This is a genomic window from Bacteroides intestinalis DSM 17393, from assembly GCF_000172175.1.
Classification (GTDB): Bacteria; Bacteroidota; Bacteroidia; order Bacteroidales; family Bacteroidaceae; genus Bacteroides; species Bacteroides intestinalis.
The window spans coordinates 2,133,264-2,148,319 of record NZ_ABJL02000008.1; the positions used below are offsets into that span (position 1 = coordinate 2,133,264).

16 protein-coding genes are annotated in these 15,056 nt (G+C 41.5%); 4 read left to right on the forward strand and 12 right to left on the reverse strand.

The genetic code is table 11. The features are described from left to right. Positions 1 to 44: 44 nt before the first annotated feature. Positions 45 to 836, reverse strand: a complete 792-nt coding sequence (locus BACINT_RS18035; protein WP_007665638.1) for an META domain-containing protein — start codon at positions 834 to 836, stop codon at positions 45 to 47. A 264-nt stretch (positions 837 to 1,100) separates the two neighbouring features. On the opposite strand from BACINT_RS18035, the gene BACINT_RS18040 reads away from it, so the two are divergent. The 3 genes from BACINT_RS18040 to recA all read left to right on the forward strand — a co-directional run bounded on the left by BACINT_RS18040 (position 1,101) and on the right by recA (position 4,036). Then, positions 1,101 to 2,294, forward strand: coding sequence for a saccharopine dehydrogenase family protein (locus tag BACINT_RS18040; protein WP_007665640.1), 1,194 nt, complete (start codon positions 1,101 to 1,103; stop codon positions 2,292 to 2,294). 96 nt (positions 2,295 to 2,390) lie between these two features. Then, entirely contained in the window at positions 2,391 to 2,837 is a 447-nt protein-coding gene (bcp, locus tag BACINT_RS18045) for a thioredoxin-dependent thiol peroxidase (RefSeq protein WP_007665642.1), read from the forward strand. 161 nt (positions 2,838 to 2,998) lie between these two features. Continuing rightward, complete coding sequence (recA, locus tag BACINT_RS18050) at positions 2,999 to 4,036, forward strand: recombinase RecA (RefSeq protein WP_007665644.1); 1,038 nt, start codon at positions 2,999 to 3,001, stop codon at positions 4,034 to 4,036. Positions 4,037 to 4,109: 73 nt separating this feature from the next. On the opposite strand, the gene BACINT_RS18055 is transcribed toward recA, so the two are convergent. The 6 genes from BACINT_RS18055 to BACINT_RS18080 all read right to left on the reverse strand — a co-directional run bounded on the left by BACINT_RS18055 (position 4,110) and on the right by BACINT_RS18080 (position 8,714). Beyond that, a complete protein-coding gene (locus tag BACINT_RS18055; RefSeq protein ID WP_044155353.1) occupies positions 4,110 to 4,883 on the reverse strand; it encodes a DUF4252 domain-containing protein in 774 nt (257 codons plus the stop codon). A 6-nt stretch (positions 4,884 to 4,889) separates the two neighbouring features. Further along, a complete protein-coding gene (locus tag BACINT_RS18060; protein ID WP_007665648.1) occupies positions 4,890 to 5,417 on the reverse strand; it encodes a hypothetical protein in 528 nt (175 codons plus the stop codon). Beyond that, entirely contained in the window at positions 5,398 to 5,913 is a 516-nt protein-coding gene (locus tag BACINT_RS18065) for an RNA polymerase sigma factor (protein WP_007665649.1), read from the reverse strand. The genes BACINT_RS18060 and BACINT_RS18065 overlap by 20 nt, the downstream gene beginning before the upstream one ends. Positions 5,914 to 6,065: 152 nt before the next feature. Beyond that, positions 6,066 to 7,076: a YeiH family protein gene (locus BACINT_RS18070; RefSeq protein ID WP_007665650.1), complete on the reverse strand. Its 1,011-nt coding sequence runs from the start codon at positions 7,074 to 7,076 to the stop codon at positions 6,066 to 6,068. A gap of 95 nt (positions 7,077 to 7,171) precedes the next feature. Beyond that, on the reverse strand, positions 7,172 to 8,068 hold the full coding sequence (locus tag BACINT_RS18075; RefSeq protein ID WP_007665652.1) for a LysR family transcriptional regulator: 897 nt from the start codon (positions 8,066 to 8,068) through the stop codon (positions 7,172 to 7,174). A gap of 43 nt (positions 8,069 to 8,111) precedes the next feature. After that, the gene (locus BACINT_RS18080) at positions 8,112 to 8,714 is read right to left on the reverse strand and encodes a DUF6621 family protein (protein WP_007665653.1); all 603 of its coding nucleotides are present in this window, start codon (positions 8,712 to 8,714) and stop codon (positions 8,112 to 8,114) included. 558 nt (positions 8,715 to 9,272) lie between these two features. On the opposite strand from BACINT_RS18080, the gene clpB reads away from it, so the two are divergent. Further along, complete coding sequence (clpB, locus tag BACINT_RS18085; protein ID WP_007665655.1) at positions 9,273 to 11,861, forward strand: ATP-dependent chaperone ClpB; 2,589 nt, start codon at positions 9,273 to 9,275, stop codon at positions 11,859 to 11,861. A gap of 78 nt (positions 11,862 to 11,939) precedes the next feature. Here the strand turns inward: clpB and BACINT_RS18090 are convergent, their stop codons facing one another. The 5 genes from BACINT_RS18090 to yajC all read right to left on the reverse strand — a co-directional run bounded on the left by BACINT_RS18090 (position 11,940) and on the right by yajC (position 15,029). Beyond that, entirely contained in the window at positions 11,940 to 12,176 is a 237-nt protein-coding gene (locus BACINT_RS18090; RefSeq protein ID WP_007665665.1) for a hypothetical protein, read from the reverse strand. A gap of 424 nt (positions 12,177 to 12,600) precedes the next feature. Further along, positions 12,601 to 13,032, reverse strand: coding sequence for a DUF5606 family protein (locus BACINT_RS18095; RefSeq protein WP_007665666.1), 432 nt, complete (start codon positions 13,030 to 13,032; stop codon positions 12,601 to 12,603). Between the two features lie 29 nt (positions 13,033 to 13,061). Beyond that, positions 13,062 to 13,676: a dephospho-CoA kinase gene (gene coaE / locus BACINT_RS18100; RefSeq protein WP_007665671.1), complete on the reverse strand. Its 615-nt coding sequence runs from the start codon at positions 13,674 to 13,676 to the stop codon at positions 13,062 to 13,064. Further along, positions 13,666 to 14,682 (reverse strand): CdaR family protein, encoded by a 1,017-nt coding sequence (locus tag BACINT_RS18105; protein ID WP_007665674.1) that lies wholly within the window; start codon positions 14,680 to 14,682, stop codon positions 13,666 to 13,668. The genes coaE and BACINT_RS18105 overlap by 11 nt, the downstream gene beginning before the upstream one ends. A gap of 17 nt (positions 14,683 to 14,699) precedes the next feature. Beyond that, positions 14,700 to 15,029, reverse strand: coding sequence for a preprotein translocase subunit YajC (gene yajC / locus BACINT_RS18110; protein ID WP_007665676.1), 330 nt, complete (start codon positions 15,027 to 15,029; stop codon positions 14,700 to 14,702). Positions 15,030 to 15,056 lie beyond the last annotated feature (27 nt).

Genomic DNA, 15,056 nt, shown 5'->3' on the forward strand with positions numbered 1-15,056 from the left:
ATTAGATATTGACATCCCGTTTTGCTATATCCAGTTTTTACGGATTACTTCTTCACCAACACCATCACCAGCGTATTGTCTGCATCATAAAGCCCGATACCACCGCCGGCCAGTTTACCGAAAGACTTTACTTCATTCAGCGCTTTCATCACACGGCCTTCTACTTCCATATCCGGACAAGCCATCATCGTACTGATAAGCTGCGGGAAAGAGATAGCAGAGGAATTCTCATTATCTGCAACAAATCCACCGTTAATAAGATTACAACCGGCATTACCATGTATTCTCTTCTCTGAAAGATTAAATTCAATGAACGGTTGCTTCTCCATACCTTCGGGAATGGCCTGGCCACCGGCTTCAGAAATCATCCACTTACCACTCAAATCTGATAATTTCACTGTAGGGGCTTTCTTTTGTAATACAATAATAGGACGATTGGACGAACCGCACAAGGCTATGTTCTCTTTGCCCAGTTTTTTATATTTCTTCACTTGTCCTAAAGCAGACAAAACGTTTTGTTCCAGGCTCATATCCGGACAAGCCATGCGTGTGCTTGCCATGGCACCGAGATCAATTGTACCGGGTTTAGCATTCACATCAAACGAACCCATCATACGATTGCAACCACTGTTACCGAATACTTTTCCGGTATTTGTATCAAAACCGATAAAAGGGAATTCCTGATTAGGAGCAGGCACTACAGCAGCACCATTTATTTCAATAATATTCCATTCACCATTGATGAAAGATAAGGTCGCAGCATCCTTGGACGAGCGACAAGATGACAGAGCTACCAAAGCCCCTGCCATACAGAGAGAAACTAAAACTTTCTTCATTGTTATTCGTTGTTTAAGTTAATTTTGCGGGGCAAATATATACAAAATAACCCAAATACAAGCAGTTTGTTTAGAAATAGAAGCTTTTTTTGAAAAGTATTTAGTGGGATTTTAATGTTTATCTGCGAATTAAATCCTATATTTGCTCACCATAAAAAAAGAGGTTCCCTGATGAGGGAAACGTACTTTTTATCATGAAATGGAGACGGAAAGATTCCGTCCTTTAGTTTATAATTTGTAACTCGTAATTTGTTATTAAAAGAAATGGGTAAAGTTCTTATTATCGGTGCAGGCGGTGTAGGTACCGTCGTTGCGCACAAGGTGGCTCAAAATCCGGATGTATTCACTGAGATTATGATTGCCAGCCGCACAAAGTCCAAATGCGACGCTATCGTAAAAGCAATCGGTAACCCTAACATCCGGACCGCACAGGTGGATGCCGACAATGTGGATGAACTGGTAGCTCTCTTTAATAGCTTCAAACCCGAAATTGTCATAAACGTAGCACTCCCTTATCAGGATCTTACCATTATGGAAGCTTGCCTCAAAAGTGGAGTTAATTACCTGGACACTGCCAACTATGAACCGAAAGATGTGGCTCACTTTGAATACAGTTGGCAATGGGCATACAAGAAACATTTTGAGGATGCCGGACTGACCGCTATCCTGGGTTGCGGTTTCGACCCGGGTGTAAGTGGTATTTATACTGCCTACGCCGCCAAGCATTATTTTGATGAAATGCAGTATCTGGATATTGTAGACTGTAATGCGGGCAATCATCACAAGGCATTTGCCACGAATTTCAATCCGGAAATCAACATCCGTGAGATCACACAGAACGGACGTTATTACGAAAATGGAGAATGGGTAACTACTCAACCTCTGGAAATCCATAAAGATCTGACATACCCGAATATCGGGCCACGTGACTCTTATCTTTTATATCACGAAGAACTGGAATCTTTGGTGAAAAACTTCCCAACCATTAAACGTGCACGTTTCTGGATGACTTTCGGTCAGGAATATCTGACTCATCTGCGAGTAATCCAAAATATTGGTATGGCGCGCATCGACGAAGTGGATTATAACGGAGTGAAGATTGTTCCGTTGCAATTCCTGAAAGCCGTATTGCCCAACCCGCAAGACCTGGGCGAAAATTACGAAGGAGAAACCTCCATCGGTTGCCGTATCCGTGGTCTGAAAGATGGTAAAGAACGCACTTACTATGTTTACAATAATTGCAGCCATCAGGAAGCCTATAAGGAAACCGGCATGCAAGGAGTTAGCTATACAACAGGTGTTCCTGCCATGATAGGTGCCATGATGTTCCTCAAAGGACTATGGAAGAAGCCGGGGGTATGGAACGTGGAAGAGTTTAATCCGGACCCGTTCATGGAACAACTAAACAAACAAGGATTGCCGTGGCATGAGGTGTTTGATAAAGATTTGGAAGTATAAACTAAATGAAGAACTAGAAATGAAGAATTCAGCTGCACGGTGAAAGCATACCAAAAGGAAATTCTTCATTCTTCATTTTTAATTTAATTATAGATTATGCAAGTCGGAGATAAAGCGCCCGAAGTACTGGGCATCAATGAAAAAGGCGAAGAAATCCGCCTCAGCGACTATAAAGGAAAAAAGACAGTTCTTTATTTCTATCCTAAAGATATGACTTCGGGATGTACGGCACAGGCCTGCAACCTGCGTGATAACTATTCTGAGCTACGCAAAGCCGGTTACGAGGTAATTGGCGTAAGCGTGGATAATGAAAAGTCGCACCAGAAATTTATAGAGAAAAATAATCTACCTTTTCCACTGATTGCAGATACGGACAAGAAACTCGTAGAACAGTTCGGAGTATGGGGAGAAAAGAGTATGTACGGACGTAAGTATATGGGTACTTTCCGCACCACCTTCATTATAAACGAAGAAGGGGTGATAGAGCGGATTATCACGCCGAAGGAAGTAAAAACCAAAGACCACGCCGCACAAATCCTATAATTTACGATTTGACTATTTACGATTTACGATTAAAGGTAACTCTTGTAAGGTAAACGGAAATCCCAAATTGCTAAATAGACTAATTTAAATCGTAATTCGTAAATTTGTAAATCGTAAATAAACTAATTTGAATCGTAATTCATAAAATCGTAAACATAAAGATGGCAAAGAAAGACGAACTTAATTTTGAGAACGAAAATAAAATAGCACCAAGCGAAAAGCTGAAAGCTTTGCAGGCAGCTATGGACAAGATAGAAAAGAGCTTCGGCAAGGGTTCTATCATGAAAATGGGAGACGAAAGCGTCGAACAAGTAGAAGTAATCCCCACGGGCTCTATCGGACTGAATGTAGCACTCGGCGTTGGCGGCTATCCCCGCGGACGTATCATTGAAATTTATGGTCCGGAATCTTCCGGTAAAACGACTCTGGCTATCCATGCCATTGCCGAAGCACAAAAAGCAGGGGGCATTGCAGCATTCATTGATGCAGAACATGCATTCGACCGTTTCTATGCTGCCAAGTTGGGTGTAGATGTAGACAACCTATTGATTTCTCAACCTGACAACGGGGAACAAGCTCTGGAAATTGCAGAACAGCTGATCCGTTCTTCTGCAATCGATATTATCGTTGTGGACTCTGTAGCTGCCCTGACTCCAAAAGCAGAAATCGAAGGTGACATGGGTGACAATAAGGTTGGTTTGCAGGCACGTTTGATGTCTCAGGCATTGCGTAAACTGACAGCAGCCGTAAGCAAGACACGTACCACATGTATCTTCATCAATCAGCTGCGTGAAAAGATTGGCGTTATGTTTGGTAATCCTGAAACAACTACTGGTGGTAATGCCTTGAAGTTCTATGCTTCGGTACGTCTGGATATTCGCGGAAGCCAGGCTATCAAGAACGGTGACGAAGTATTAGGCAAGCAGACTAAAGTAAAAGTAGTAAAGAACAAAGTGGCACCTCCTTTCCGTAGAGCAGAATTTGATATCATGTTCGGTGAAGGTATTTCCCGCGCCGGTGAAATCATTGATTTGGGTGCAGATTTAGGTATCATCAAGAAAAGCGGTTCCTGGTTCAGCTATAATGAAACGAAACTGGCACAGGGACGTGATGCAGCCAAACAAGTGGTTGCCGATAATCCGGAACTGGCAGAAGAACTGGAAGGATTGATTTTCGAAGCACTTAGAAAGGACAAATAATTTCACAATAAAGGGGGAACCGGAATCGGCTCCCCCTTTTCAACAAACTATTTACACCTACCAGCAGATGGCCTCATTCTAGGTCTTCCAAACGCTTTTCAAGCATCTCCATGCTTTCCTCAAATCGTTTCCAGGTATCAGCATCCATCTGTTTCTTTAAATATTCGCTATCTTTCAACTTACCTAAGTCTTTCAAACTTTTCAATCCTTTCAGGCTTTCCAGACTTTTTAAGCTTTCCAGACTCTTTAAACCTTCCAAGCCTTGTAAACCCTCTAATCCTTGCAGACCCTCTAATCCTTGCAGACCATTCAAAACGCCCAAATCGGCCAAATCAAGAGTACCATCTACGATACGATATACATTCCCTCCCTCATTCATACTTGTATTCTGATACATCATGATATTCTGAATATCCTTTAAAGTCATTTCGCCTTCCAGATAAACAAACTTCAAGTTGGCAGCACCATCAATAATCATAATCAGCTCTTTTACTTTATCCCCTTTCCTATTGATATAAAATTCGGAACTGGATACGGTGCCTTTCTGCTTCATCAGCAACTCATACTTAGAGGACTGCACCAATGCACGCAAATCCTTACGCATGTCTTTCTTGATATTGCTATCCATCGTAGAAAGAATCTGCACACAATCCAATTTACCGGATACCTTTCCTATATAGATATCTTTCGTGAACAGGTTAGGATTCATTTCAATCATCGCCTTTGAGATATAAACGGAGGAGACGCCCTTCATATCATTGTAGGTGTTGAATATATTTTTCTGCGCCTGGCAGAGCAGGGGTAACATCAGCAACACACCTGCCAATAAAATCTTGTTGAGTTTCATAATCATTTATCTTTGTATTTCTTTTTTTATTTCCTGATTTACTTTCTTCATATCAACCTGCGTCTCCTTCACCTGAGCAATGCCTTGGTTCAAATTGGTAGAAACTTCCATTAAAGTAGCTTGCAGCACCTGATAAGCTTCTTCCGGATCAGAGAATGTATCTTGCGGTGTAGGAGGACACACCCCTCTTCCGAGATTTTCGACCCCATACCCTATACCGATAATCACCAATATGGTAGCTGCAACACTTCCAATCCAGCGCCAGTTGCGTTTGGACTTGTTAGGACTGAAGAACCTTTGCTCTTCCTCAGCCTTTTCATCAATCAGCAGGCTTAGTTTATCCCCCAGCCCCGCAGGAACTTCCACATCTCTATCTGCGTCTTGATAAAGGCTAAGAAAAATTTCTTTATCCTTCTGCAGATGTTCAGGTACTTCCGTTGTTCTGAAATAATCTCTCAACGCCTCTTCCTGGCTCTCGGTAGTGTTCCCCTCGTAAAACTCGGTGAGCAGCCTTTCAATTTCCTCGACTTTCATAGTTATTCCATTTATTAAATTCCTCACGTATTCTTTTCCTTGCCCGGGACAGCAGTACACGGACATTTGTAGAATTCAACCCGGTCACTTGTTCTATCTCTTCGTAAGAGCATCCTTTGACGTCACGCAGGTTCACAATCCGTTGCTGCTGTTCGGGCAAGTGGGCGATGATATCTTTTACTTGCCGTACTTCGTCGCGCACTTCCAAGTTATCACTTTGAGAAACATCCTGCGCAGCAGTTAATTCTACCGTCTGCCTGGATAAGACATATTTTCCTGAACGAAGCAAATCAAAGCACATATTCTTAACCAAAGTGACACTGAACGCTTCCGGATTGCTGATAACCGTCAATCCTTCTCGCTTATCCCATAGCTTCAGATAGGCTTCCTGAACCAGATCCTCCGCATCGGCCGCATTCTCCAGTAGCCGATAGGCTACACAGTACAGCTTGCGGTGGTAAGGCAGAAACTCATTTTTAAAACTTTCAGCATCCATGGGCTTTTTCTGTATCTCAATCCTGTTATTTTTTGTATCTATTTGTTAGACGTAAAGGAACGGAACTTTGTTACAAAGGAAATGAATTTTATAAAAAAAATGCGGCAAAAGAAAAAAACTTCTGCCGCACACCTTATTAATAAGTGGTTTCTTTAGAACCAATAAATATATGCCAGAGTACTTACGCTGATTGCAATCCATAGCAACACACCCTGAATAAGCGGTTTGATGCCCACTGCCTTTAATACATCACGTGAAAGGGAAGCTCCAATAAAGAACAGAGTGATAGTCAATGTCTTTCTGGCTAAACTATTAATTCCCTCTCCTATCATAATTCCGGTTTCCGAGGAACTCAGCACATACGTATTGAATACCATAGCCAGAATGAAGAAGAAAATAAACCAAGGAATACTGATTTTCTGTCCCTTACCTTTAAAGACGAAAGAAGTAATCAATGCCAGAGGAATAATCCACAAAGCACGTGTCAATTTAATAGTAGTAGCAATTTGAAGAGCTTCTTCGCCATAAGCAGCACCGGCACCCACTACAGAACTCGTATCATGTATAGCAATTGCTGCCCATGTTCCAAATTCCTGCTGGCTCATATCCAAGGCATGACCTATAACAGGAAAGATAAACAATGCGATAGCATTCAGAATAAAGATAGTTCCTAATGCTACGGACATCTCTGTATCTTTCGCTCTCAGCACAGGACCTACTGCTGCAATGGCACTACCGCCACAGATAGCCGTGCCGGAACTGATAAGATAGGAAGTGTCACGATCTACCTTTAAAAATTTACGACCGATAAACCAACCGATAAGCATGGTACCCACTACTGAAATAACTGTGAACTCCATTCCTTCTTTACCGGAAGCCAGAGATGCCTGGAGATTCATTCCGAAACCTAGTCCTACCACTGAATATTGCAAAAGATATTTAGATACTTTCTTATTGAACTTTGGATGTGCCTGCCCACTCGACAAAGCAAATATTAATCCCAGGAACAAAGCGACAGGAGGTGTCACCCAAGTAGAATAACCGGGAATATAATCCAATAATAAGAAAACCGATAAAAGCACTACTAAAGACACATAAGTAATTTTGTTCTTCCGTTGAAGATATGCCAGAGTGCTTACACTCGCAGTTTGAATTGAAGCCATAATTTTTCTTGTATATCAATATTTATATTATTTCTGTTTCCGGGTGCAAAGGTAGGCTTCTTTACCTATATACACCAATTGTATCTATTTATGTGCTATAACTTGTTGTTATGGTGTGTAGCAAACTGCATAAAGACTTGGGAGAGTCCACTCTCCTGCCCCTGGGGTTGTGCAAAACTAAATTCACGAAGCATAGCCATATCTTTTATTTCGACAACACGCAACTGTCCGGCATAAAGTTCACGGGTAATGGAACGAATGGAAACAATACCCATACAATCAGTATGTTCCAAAAAAAGTTTAATGCTTTCCGTACTGCCCAGATACATTAAAACCTGAAGAGACGATAACTTTATATTATGTTGCAATAATGCCCTCTCAAAAACATCCAATGTACCCGATCCCCTTTCACGAAGCACCAAAGGAATATGAAGCAGTTCTTCGGGAGTAATTTCTTCACCGACCTGCAGTTTACTTCCCGTGCGTATCACAGCCACCAGCTCATCTTCAAGAAAAGTGGTGTATTTCAAATTGGGTAAGCGGAAAACGCCCTCCACCAATCCCAGGTCTATGCGGTGTTCCTGTAAAGCAGCTTCTATCTCGCGTGAATTACCATTCATCAGCGAAAGGTTTACTTGCGGGAATTTCTTAATGAAGCTGGCAAGTAATGGCGGCAAGACGTATTGAGCAATTGTAGTACTGGCCCCCAAACGCAGTTCTCCCGTATATTCGTTATGCAGCAGATGCATTTCATATTCCAGTCGCTTATAATCTTCCAGAATACGCCCACAATGCTCCAGCAGCAACTTACCAGCTTCCGTCAAACTGATTTTACTACCTTGCCTATCAAACAGACGCGCCTGATAGGTACTCTCCAATTCTTGTATATGCTTTGTAATGGCAGGCTGACTGACAAACAACTCTTGCGAAGCTTTCGTGAAACTCAGATTCTTCGCCACAGATTGAAATACTTTTAATCGAAAATCAGACACGGAGTTAGTGATTAAGGATTAATAATAGATGATTAAAACAGAACTATTCCAATTCTTCGGCTTTAACGCCTAACGCACGCATCATGGAATAACCCAATAAATCCCACTTACAACCAAGAGGATGAGCAGGTTCATCCATATTGAAAAGGAATACTTCTTTCGATTTTTCCGAATCAGCTTCCCTTAGATGCTCCTCAAGAACCTCCATAAGTTTAGCACCATAATCATCTATAAACGGAACCAGCATGAGACGCTTCACATCAGCAGAATCGAGTGCTATATTCAGCAGATCAAGATAGAGATTCGCCCGGGAAACAAGTCCCTCAGAAGATACAGAAGTGAATGAAAACTCACCTAACTGATTCGTAAATCCCACCCCATTTAAGTCTTTATTTAAATCTGCGGGATCACAATGAAGCAATTTATCAGTCTGCCCATCATGTACAAAAAGTACCCCGATATTGTTTTCTTTATCGCGAACACCAGAATCGAGTGCCAGATAAGAAGCCCATTCTTCCACATAGATATTCTGCAAGGGACGTCCCAGCTGCAATTCAAAGTATCTCTTTAAGTCCTTAACCACATCATTGAAATATGCTACATCCACCAGTATCACATTCTCTGCGAACTTTACATCTTCTGCCATAATATATTCTATTCTATTTTTGAGGGATAAAGATACGATAATCCTTTTAACCCAGCATGAAAACTATTCAAAAATTTCCCGATATGAGCTAAATAAAAAGTTGAAATTCACTCTTTTATATTTACATCCGACTCAAGACGTTATTTGAGGTACCCTCAGTCGTTATGCAAGGGTATCTCAGTCGTTAAGTGAGGGTGCCTCAGTCGTTATGTGAGGGTACCTCAGTCGTTATGTTAGGCGCCCTCTTTTTAAGCACCTGATATACAACATGCTATAAATTGATATTTTTAACTTTTTCCCAAAAAATCGAAATCTTCGAACAGAAAGGAATAGTAATTTATCTTTAAATTCATAACTAACTATGCACTTTTGAAGTAACCTTACCGCTATCTCATCTTAGTTTCGGCAAAAGTTATATAAATCCCGCAATACTATACAGACATTTTGTCATTACCACCCATTTATTAACTGTAATTTTGTCACAAATAGGCTATTGGCAAATCTTTTGCGCCCGTTTAGGTGTTATTGAAAATGAAAAATAGAAAGGAGATATAAGATATGAACTTTAACAATTTTACCATTAAATCGCAAGAGGCTGTGCAAGAAGCACTGAACCTGGCCAAAAGCCGTGGACAGCAAGCCATCGAACCGGTTCATGTGATGCAGGGAGTAATGAAGGTAGGCGAAAACGTCACTAACTTCATCTTCCAGAAGCTGGGCATGAATGGTCAACAGATTGCACTTGTACTTGACAAACAAACTGACTCTTTGCCCAAAGTTTCGGGTGGAGAACCTTACTTGAGTCGCGAGACAAATGAGGTATTCCAGAAAGCGACCCAATATTCCAAAGAAATGGGTGACGAGTTTGTTTCATTGGAGCATCTGCTGCTGGCATTGCTCACTGTAAAAAGTACTGTTTCTACCATCCTGAAAGATGCAGGAATGACGGAACGTGAACTTCGTAATGCCATCACCGAGTTGCGTAAAGGAGAAAAAGTGACTTCACAATCCAGTGAAGACACCTATCAGTCACTTGAAAAGTATGCTATCAACCTGAACGAAGCCGCCCGAAGCGGTAAGCTCGACCCTGTTATCGGTCGTGACGAAGAAATCCGGCGTGTATTGCAGATTCTGAGCCGTCGTACCAAAAACAACCCTATATTAATAGGTGAACCGGGTACCGGTAAGACTGCCATTGTAGAAGGTCTTGCCCATCGTATTCTGCGCGGTGATGTACCTGAAAACCTGAAGAATAAACAAGTTTATTCACTGGATATGGGAGCATTGGTTGCCGGTGCTAAATATAAAGGTGAGTTCGAGGAACGCTTGAAAGCTGTTATTAATGAGGTGAAGAAATCAGAAGGAGACATAATTCTCTTTATTGATGAAATCCACACTTTGGTTGGTGCCGGAAAAGGTGAAGGCGCTATGGATGCCGCCAACATCCTGAAACCCGCACTGGCTCGTGGCGAACTGAGAAGTATCGGCGCAACGACCCTCGACGAGTATCAGAAGTACTTTGAAAAGGACAAAGCATTGGAACGCCGCTTCCAGATCGTGTATGTCAATGAACCGGATACGCTGAGTACCATCTCCATCCTGCGTGGTCTGAAGGAGCGTTATGAAAACCACCACCATGTACGGATTAAAGACGACGCCATCATTGCCGCCGTGGAGTTGAGTAACCGTTATATCACAGACCGCTTCTTACCGGATAAGGCTATCGACCTGATGGATGAAGCCGCTGCAAAGCTGCGTATGGAAGTAGATTCCGTACCGGAAGAGTTGGATGAAATTTCCCGCAAGATCAAACAGTTGGAGATTGAGCGCGAAGCCATTAAACGTGAAAACGATAAACCGAAACTGGAACAAATCGGCAAGGAACTTGCCGAACTGAAAGAACAGGAAAAATCGCACAAAGCAAAATGGCAAAGTGAAAAGACATTGGTCAACAAGATACAACAAAATAAGGTTGAAATCGAAAACCTTAAATTTGAAGCTGATAAGGCGGAACGTGAAGGTGACTACGGCAAAGTAGCCGAAATCCGTTACGGTAAGCTACAAGCTTTGAACAAGGAAATCGAAGATACTCAAAAAGAACTTCACATGATGCAAGGCGATAAAGCCATGATTAAGGAAGAAGTAGACGCTGAGGATATTGCAGATGTTGTATCCCGTTGGACAGGTATTCCGGTCAGCAAGATGTTGCAAAGTGAAAAAGACAAATTGTTGCATCTGGAAGATGAACTCCACCAGCGTGTGATTGGGCAGGACGAAGCTATCGAAGCTGTCGCTGATGCTGTACGCCGTAGCCGTGCCGGTCTGCAAGATCCGAAACGCCCGATTGGTTCGTTTATCTTCCTCGGTACTACCGGTGTTGGTAAGACAGAACTTGCCAAGGCTCTTGCCGAGTTCCTCTTCGATGACGAGTCTATGATGACGCGTATTGACATGAGTGAATATCAGGAAAAGCATAGCGTATCTCGTCTGGTCGGAGCGCCTCCGGGATATGTAGGTTACGATGAAGGTGGCCAGTTGACCGAAGCTATCCGCCGTAAACCCTATTCAGTCGTACTGTTCGACGAAATAGAGAAAGCACATCCGGATGTATTCAATATCTTACTTCAGGTATTGGACGACGGACGCCTGACGGATAACAAAGGACGTGTGGTAAACTTCAAAAATACCATCATTATCATGACATCTAACATGGGTAGCGCTTATATCCAAAGTCAGATGGAAAAGCTGAATGGTACCAACAAGGAGCAGGTAATCGAGGAAACAAAGAAGGAAGTGATGAATATGTTGAAGAAAACTATTCGCCCGGAATTCCTGAACCGTATCGATGAAACAATCATGTTCCTGCCGCTGACTGAAAGCGAAATCAAGCAGATTGTGGTACTCCAGATAAAAAGTGTACAAAAGATGCTTGCCCAAAATGGCGTGGAATTGATATTGACGGAAGGAGCCATAGAATTCCTGACGAAGGTAGGATATGATCCGGAGTTTGGTGCTCGTCCCGTAAAACGGGCTATCCAACATTACTTGCTGAATGACTTGTCGAAGAAACTGTTATCTCAGGAAGTAGACCGTAGCAAACCGATTACAGTAGATGCCAGCGGTGAAAGATTGGCATTTAGAAATTAAACCTAAAAAAACGAAGATAAAAAAGGCTGTCTTGTTTCTGGATGAAATGTACTTCAGAACTAACAAGACAGCCTTTTCTTATTTTATAGCGAGCTGCTTAACGACCGGTGTGGATAGGGGATGCGTCACAACCAACACATAATCTCCTGCGCATGGCAAATCAAAAGAAATTTGTTCCTCTTTCGCCTGCTTTACATCAATCACCTTTCCCCGGATATGGTATAAACAAAGCGTAGCGTTAGGCAACACTCCACCTACATATATCTTACCAGCAGTTTTATCTACCTGTACTGTTACGCTCTTATGCTCTTCCATCTTATCATTGCCAACCTCAAGTTCCCCCTCAAGGCAGTAAATTCATAATAAAAAAGCGTGGGAACTGTTGTTATTATTGTACCTGGGGCTCTGGACTGCCACTATTCAAATAATATACAACAACCCACGCTCCGAACTATATATACATGTGCATATACAACAGAGCATGAACGTTTGTTGTCTATTATCCTTGAATAGCGTGAAATTGTCCAGATTTCAAGTACAAGATAATATTAAACGCTTTTATCTATAATTATCCTTCAATTATTGTAAAGGGAGGCCACTACCTACCCTGCATTTCAGGATGGCAACAAAGGTATAAAAAAAGTAATCAAAATTAAAACTACAGCATAAAAAAAAGCGAATTATCCGGGATGTCCCGCATAATTCGCTTTTCTATGAAAAGAATAGCTTATTTTTAAATTTATTCTTCTGTTTTTTCTTCAGTAGCTTCAACTTCTGCAGCCTCTTCGAAATCAGTCATTCCGCAAGCAACTAACAGGTTGTACCAGGAAATAAGTTTTTTGATATCCGTCACATATACACGGTCGCGATCGAAAGTAGGCAGAACCTCTCCCAAATAAGCGCGAAGGTCATCAGCAGTGGCTTTTTTCAGATCCATCACTACAGCTGCACCGTTTTCTTTCTTTTTCATGGCTAGTAATACATCTTTCAAAGGCACATCGTCCGTATCCGTATACATGGCAATATCGCCCAAAGATATTATTTTCTCGTTACCATAAGCAGGGAAACGTTTCTTGTCTGTAAGTGATTCTACAATCAACATATTTCTACCTTGTGAAATGAGCTTATACAATCCCGGTTTACCGGAGATAGACAAAATAGTCTTCAACATAGTATGTTCTATTTTTTATTAGTAATATTTTATTTTTTCGGTGGGCAAAGGTAAGCAATATTTTTAGATAGAGAAGTTATTAGTTCTAAAACCTGCGGAATTAACGGAGTTTCACCGTCGTTTACAATTACAAAATCAGCCTGGATACGCTTATCTTCATCACTCATCTGGCTACGAACACGACGTTCCACCAATTCCCGCGGAGCAGTATCACGCTGCATGGCACGGGTTATACGGATTTCCTCGGGTGCATATACCATAATTACGGCATCTACTTCACCTGCAAATCCGGCTTCAATCAGAATTGCAGACTCCATCCCTACTATCGGATATGCATCGTATCGCTTTACCCATTGATGAAAATCATCCCGCACCCGTGGATGAATAATACCGTTTACAGTACGGATATGTTCGGGGTTACCAAATATATAGGAAGCAAGCAAGGTTTTATTCAACTCTCCATCGGTATAAATATCTTCTCCCAGTAAAGATATCAGTTCCCGGCGAATCAAAGAGTCCGAAACAGTCAGGCGCTTGGATTCAATATCCGAGATATAAACAGGGACACCCATCACTTCCAATAGTCGGGAAACTACACTTTTTCCACTACCGATTCCACCAGTTATACCTATCTTAATTGCCATAATCAGGAGATACTTGCTCAATTAGGAAATCTACCTGTTCCGGACTGATACGTATCTGGTTTACGCCTTTCGGCACTGATCTTAATTTCACCGTATACTTATCCGAACCTAATTTCAGAAGTTCTTCATAAGAAACATTGATATGAAAATCACTTGCTGTTATTTGGCGGAAATGACTCAAACCAACCTGGAAAGTAACATTCACTTTTGATGGAAATGCACGCAACACTTTACCTGCAGGAAAGTTAACACCCCGCAAAGGAACTTCCACAGTTTTCTCCGTATAAATATCCACAGGAAAAATCATCTCCACAGAAGCCGGCACAAACTTAACCCCCTTCTGGGCAAGCAAAGGAATTTGCCTCTTCAGTGTATCAGAGACATCTTCAAATTTCACCTTCTGTGTATAGGCAATGGTTATTGTATCCAGTACACCTGCAGGTGCGTAGGCTAATACAGAATCAGGCGTACAAATTGTATCGGAAATATAATACTGGCGTCCGGCACTCACTGTTCCCTGTAACTTCACCGGAACTAATTTGGAGTCTCCGGTAGAATAGATATACTCTAACGTATCGGGTTTCACGGAAAGCAATTTTGTAGATACGTTCAACTGGTTGAGCAATCTTTTCTCAAACTGCGAAGAATAAATACGCACATGGTTATCCTTCCCTTTATAGTCAGAAAAATCCAAAGTAATAGGGAAAAAGCTCTTTCCAAGCATATAGTTGAGTAACACCGTACCTTTATCTTTCACCCGAATATGCAGTTCGGAAGGAGGTTCAGAAGTTATAACAATATTATTAGGAACTCCTTTCAAACGTACCGGAATGGAGAATTCCGTTTCATAATCATTATTTAATGTCTGAAGCAGCCAGAAACCACTGGCAATGAAGAAGAAAAATAAAAAAATTAAGAACTCTCTGCTCTTATCACTGAGCAGAAAGTCCTTAATTTTTCTCGCTGTTTTTAAATATATGCGTTTTATGTTCCTACGATCAATCATAGGCTCACTATTCAAATTTATTTAGCAGCCTGATTGCTGTTAGCATCTGCAGCTGCTGCAAATATAGAATTCTTATCAATTCTAATCCTAACATTAGAAGCGATTTCAAGTACTATATCATTATCATTAATCTCTTTGATAACACCATGAATACCACCGGCAGTAATCACCTTTTGGTTTACCTGAAGCGATTTGCGGAAGTTTGCAATTTCTTTTTGCTTTTTGTTTTGTGGACGAATCATGAAAAAATACATGATAGCAAACATGGCAATCAGAAGAATCCACATCATGCTACCACCACCAGGAGCTGCGGCAGGAGCTTGCAAGAATACGGTCATTAAATTCATAAATTATTCGTTTTTAGTTTTTAATAC

Coding starts and splice junctions, on each gene's coding strand:
- BACINT_RS18060 (WP_007665648.1), bottom strand. CDS start 5,417: ATGAAAGTCGAGGAAATTGAAAGGCTGCTCACCGAGTTTTACGAGGGG.
- BACINT_RS18035 (WP_007665638.1), bottom strand. CDS start 836: ATGAAGAAAGTTTTAGTTTCTCTCTGTATGGCAGGGGCTTTGGTAGCT.
- BACINT_RS18070 (WP_007665650.1), bottom strand. CDS start 7,076: ATGGCTTCAATTCAAACTGCGAGTGTAAGCACTCTGGCATATCTTCAA.
- coaE (WP_007665671.1), bottom strand. CDS start 13,676: ATGGCAATTAAGATAGGTATAACTGGTGGAATCGGTAGTGGAAAAAGT.
- BACINT_RS18040 (WP_007665640.1), top strand. CDS start 1,101: ATGGGTAAAGTTCTTATTATCGGTGCAGGCGGTGTAGGTACCGTCGTT.
- bcp (WP_007665642.1), top strand. CDS start 2,391: ATGCAAGTCGGAGATAAAGCGCCCGAAGTACTGGGCATCAATGAAAAA.
- recA (WP_007665644.1), top strand. CDS start 2,999: ATGGCAAAGAAAGACGAACTTAATTTTGAGAACGAAAATAAAATAGCA.
- BACINT_RS18065 (WP_007665649.1), bottom strand. CDS start 5,913: ATGGATGCTGAAAGTTTTAAAAATGAGTTTCTGCCTTACCACCGCAAG.
- yajC (WP_007665676.1), bottom strand. CDS start 15,029: ATGAATTTAATGACCGTATTCTTGCAAGCTCCTGCCGCAGCTCCTGGT.
- BACINT_RS18105 (WP_007665674.1), bottom strand. CDS start 14,682: ATGATTGATCGTAGGAACATAAAACGCATATATTTAAAAACAGCGAGA.
- BACINT_RS18055 (WP_044155353.1), bottom strand. CDS start 4,883: ATGAAACTCAACAAGATTTTATTGGCAGGTGTGTTGCTGATGTTACCC.
- BACINT_RS18080 (WP_007665653.1), bottom strand. CDS start 8,714: ATGGCAGAAGATGTAAAGTTCGCAGAGAATGTGATACTGGTGGATGTA.
- clpB (WP_007665655.1), top strand. CDS start 9,273: ATGAACTTTAACAATTTTACCATTAAATCGCAAGAGGCTGTGCAAGAA.
- BACINT_RS18090 (WP_007665665.1), bottom strand. CDS start 12,176: ATGGAAGAGCATAAGAGCGTAACAGTACAGGTAGATAAAACTGCTGGT.
- BACINT_RS18095 (WP_007665666.1), bottom strand. CDS start 13,032: ATGTTGAAGACTATTTTGTCTATCTCCGGTAAACCGGGATTGTATAAG.